The sequence below is a fragment of the Deinococcus sp. genome (assembly GCF_025362455.1).
In the GTDB taxonomy this organism is placed as follows: Bacteria; Deinococcota; Deinococci; order Deinococcales; family Deinococcaceae; genus Deinococcus.
Genome location: NZ_JANYGJ010000144.1, coordinates 1 through 3,663 on the forward strand (window position 1 = coordinate 1; position 3,663 = coordinate 3,663).

Annotated in this window: 4 protein-coding genes; 2 read left to right on the forward strand and 2 right to left on the reverse strand. The window is 49.1% G+C overall.

The window, feature by feature from the left end; translation table 11 throughout:
- Positions 1–157: 157 nt before the first annotated feature.
- Positions 158–1,168 (reverse strand): DNA methyltransferase, encoded by a 1,011-nt coding sequence (locus tag Q0R23_RS11480; protein ID WP_293913160.1) that lies wholly within the window; start codon positions 1,166–1,168, stop codon positions 158–160.
- A gap of 86 nt (positions 1,169–1,254) precedes the next feature.
- On the opposite strand from Q0R23_RS11480, the gene Q0R23_RS11485 reads away from it, so the two are divergent.
- Both Q0R23_RS11485 and Q0R23_RS11490 read left to right on the forward strand, forming a co-directional pair.
- The gene (locus Q0R23_RS11485; RefSeq protein ID WP_293913162.1) at positions 1,255–1,506 is read left to right on the forward strand and encodes a hypothetical protein; all 252 of its coding nucleotides are present in this window, start codon (positions 1,255–1,257) and stop codon (positions 1,504–1,506) included.
- Positions 1,499–2,467, forward strand: coding sequence for a hypothetical protein (locus Q0R23_RS11490; protein ID WP_293913164.1), 969 nt, complete (start codon positions 1,499–1,501; stop codon positions 2,465–2,467). The genes Q0R23_RS11485 and Q0R23_RS11490 overlap by 8 nt, the downstream gene beginning before the upstream one ends.
- A gap of 6 nt (positions 2,468–2,473) precedes the next feature.
- On the opposite strand, the gene Q0R23_RS11495 is transcribed toward Q0R23_RS11490, so the two are convergent.
- The coding region (locus Q0R23_RS11495) for an ATP-grasp domain-containing protein (RefSeq protein ID WP_293913166.1) at positions 2,474–3,663 on the reverse strand (1,190 nt) is incomplete at its 5' end.

Below are 3,663 nucleotides of genomic sequence, written 5' to 3' on the forward strand. Positions count from 1 at the left end.
CTTTACACCCAGGCGGGCCGCGACCTGTTCGGTGGTCAGGAAATTCTGCTCAGGTTCGGCCACAGCACCAGCTTGGCACAGAATGGAGCTAGAACTGACCGCCCACTCCGCCCCCGCCACCCCAACCCGCCCAAGCAGAAGTGGGTGCGAAGTGATATTATAATAATCTACTTTGAAAACCTTCTAATCTTTTTAAAGCTATTTCGTATACTGCGTAGTCTATTTCGGCTGAGAAACACGATCTTTCTAACATAAGACTGCAAATTGCGCCAGTCGCTAACCCGCCGAAAGGTTCCCAAACTACATCTTTATTGTCAGAAGATACTTCTATGAGCATTTTTATTATTTCAATAGGTTTTTGATTAAGATGTATGGATTTATTTGAAGTTTTTAATCTTTCTTTGTCTCTTAGTGCAGGTATGTCCCAAACATTAGTTTTTCCGATTGGAAGTCGAAATATGGCTCGCATTCTCTCCCATTTTTCTGATGAAATAGGCTCTATACCATCTAAACTGAAATAAGGACGTCCAGATGGATCTCCGTGATTATTAGCGTATTCAGAGAATTTTTCGAACATGTCTTTTGGGGGGAAATACCACAAATGACAGTCGGTAAAATACTTGCGTGTGGCTGCATTGGCAACTCCACAGGCTACATTAGTTAAGTATAAGGGTAATCCAGTTCTCTTCCATTCAGATCTAAGCCAATGCTTCATCGATTGAACCCCATCTGATAATTTGACCTCACTTCTCCTCACATAGTGTGCACATATTTCGGTAACAGCGGGGAATCTACGTAGCGTTCTAGTGTTTGCATTACCTGCAATATGCCCAATCCCCTTATTCCAGATATTGCAACCTCTATACACCCAGCCGTACCTTTCTAAAATAGGATGCACAGTAGCCCAACCGACTTCTGTGTTCCAAAACCATAAAGTTGTCTCTAAGGTCGCTGCCTCACTCCAAACTTTAATGTGAGGTTCATACCATTCGGCAAGCTTTGCGGGTGAATCAAGGTCGCCAGGGAAGCCAGATATTCCATATGCTCCATCGGAGAGAATCACGGTTGGCTGCGGCCAATAATGATACTTAGTCAGTGAGTCGCCATATTCCAGTGTCACCTTGGCGACTGGAGCCGCAGCGAAGTCATTTTCGAGTGGTGCAGCCATTCGCATCATTACGCTTACTCTAGCAGATCTTGGTGACACATTGCACAACTAGTAACGGTATGTGTCACCCAGGTAACATTATAGCAGTGGATAAAACCGTCTGGAAGTTACGCTCCCTACTCGAAAGAGAAGGCATATCTGCATATGCTCTTGCTAAGACAATTGCAAACGATGCCCAGCCTAATACTGTATATAGATTGGTTCGTTCTGGAAAAGAGCCTAAGAGAGTCGATCTTAATACCCTCACGATAATTATTAAAGGTTTGCGAAATATGACAGGAAGGAAATACGCAATCAGTGATATTCTCGAATTTCAAGAGAGCCAAGATAATGACTAAATCTAAATATAGTTCTATAAGTCTTTCTACTCTTATATCGGAGAAATTTAGTAGCATCATCAAAATAAATGATTTATACCCAGACTTGTTAGAGAATATAAAAAGCGCAATAGGCGCAATATCTGAGCACATACTAGATAGAGATCTAGCGATTTCTATGCCAAAGTTGGAAGAAGCTGTGATTGAAGGTGTAGAAATGGACAGTCCTTCGTCAGATTTCGAGGGCGAAACTATTGGATCAGAGTTCAGAAAATATTTATCTCTGCTAAATCAATTTAACAACTATGTTGGCCAAGGAGCGGAGGAAGCATTAATACAAATCTTAAATTCAACCAGATTTAAGATATTGTGGTATCCGTTAATCCATTGGAACAATTTAAGCAGATTAAAATTTATTCGAAATACCGTTCAGTTTCCAGATATTCACCTAATTGACACTTTAGACAACACGATTCTGTTGTCAATAGAATCGAAAACCTGGTTTTTATTCTCTGGAGATGACATAACCGCTAGATTTCATGTTTCGCCCACATATATTAAGAATGACACATTAATCGTCATATTCCCTTGGGTTATGAGCAAACTAATCTCTGGGTCTCCGATTATGTATGAGCCATACATATGCAATGCAAGAGAACTCGCAGAGCTTCGTGACAAGACATGGGGCGCTGGGGGACTGAAAGCATTTAGAAAAGGCTTACCATTTGACTCAAATAGGGTAAGATTTGCAAGCGTGGATCACCTTTTCGAAAGCAAAGTTAACAACCACAACATAAAAAGCTCTGGGTATCAATCAAAAATTATTGGCGGCTTAGTAGTTTGGGAGATAGAAACACACAATTTTGGCAAGATCTGGCGTATTTATGATGAAAAGATTAATAAAATTTACAAAGAAAAAGCTTTTTCTAATAAACTATTGGGCAGAACTATAAAAGACTGGCGTAGAGAATTAGGAATGTAAGTTTTTCTACCCCAACCACCCCTGCAAGCTCCTAACTCCCAATTCCGCCCCTTGCGCTGCCCCTATCGCCTTCGCCGTCCACTCGGCCCCTTCCTTCGTGCTCACAATCGGCACGCCCCGCTCCAGCGCCGTGCGAAGCAGTTGGCTCCCCGTCACGTCGATCAACAAATCCGGCAACCTCTCCCCATCCTGCTTCCTGATCACGCTCAGCCCGGCCCGCTCCAGCTCGGCGGCGACTCCATCCAACCCCTCACCAAGCAGCAGCGCCACGCCTTTCAGCGGCAGGTTGCTCTTGGCCCCCAGCGCGGCGCGGTAGTACGCCAGATACGGATCGGCGTCGATGCCCATGCTCTCGCCCGTGCTCTTCATCTCCGGCCCCAATATGGGCAGCACGCCCCGGAACTTCAGGAACGGCAGATGCACTTCCTTGACGCTGTACATGGCCGGAGTGGGCGTCTCGGTAAACCCGATCTGCGCCAGGGTCTGCCCCACGGCGATGCGGGCGGCGTACTTGGCGAGCGGATGCCCGGTGGCCTTGCTCACGTAGGGCACGGTGCGGCTGGCCCGTGGGTTCGCCTCCAGGATGTACGCCACCCCGTCCTTGATGGCCCACTGCACGTTCATCAGGCCGCGCACGCCCAGCTCCAGCGCCAGCCGCTCGGTGGTGGATTTAATAATCTCGCTCAGCTCGGCGCTCAGGTTCACCGGCGGGATGATGCAGGCGCTGTCGCCCGAATGCACCCCGGCGGCCTCGATGTGCTCCATGATGCCCGCGACCACGGCAATCTGCCCGTCGCAGAGCGTATCCACGTCGAGTTCCAGCGCCCCTTCCAGGTACTGATCGAGCAGGATGGACGGCTGCCCTTCCACGGCGGAATACACCTCGTCGAGATAAATCTGGAGTTCTTCCTCGCTGCGGACCGTCCGCATGGCGCGGCCCCCCAGCACATAGCTGGGCCGGGCCATCAGCGGGAAGCCCAGCCGGGCGGCCAGCTCCTGCGCCTCGCTGGCATTTTTGGCGACCAGACCCTTGGGCTGCGGAATGCCCAGCCGCTCGCACAGCGCGTTGAAGCTGGCCCGGTCCTCGGCTTCGTCAATGGTGGCCGGACTCGTCCCGATGATCGGTGCGCCCGCCGCTTCCAGCCTCGCCGCCAGTTTCAGCGGCGTCTGCCCGCCGAGCTGCACGATCACGCCGA

What these genes read in the sequence shown, in the direction of transcription:
- Q0R23_RS11480 (WP_293913160.1), bottom strand. Translation starts at nt 1,168, where the DNA reads ATGGCTGCACCACTCGAAAATGACTTCGCTGCGGCTCCAGTCGCCAAG.
- Q0R23_RS11490 (WP_293913164.1), top strand. Translation starts at nt 1,499, where the DNA reads ATGACTAAATCTAAATATAGTTCTATAAGTCTTTCTACTCTTATATCG.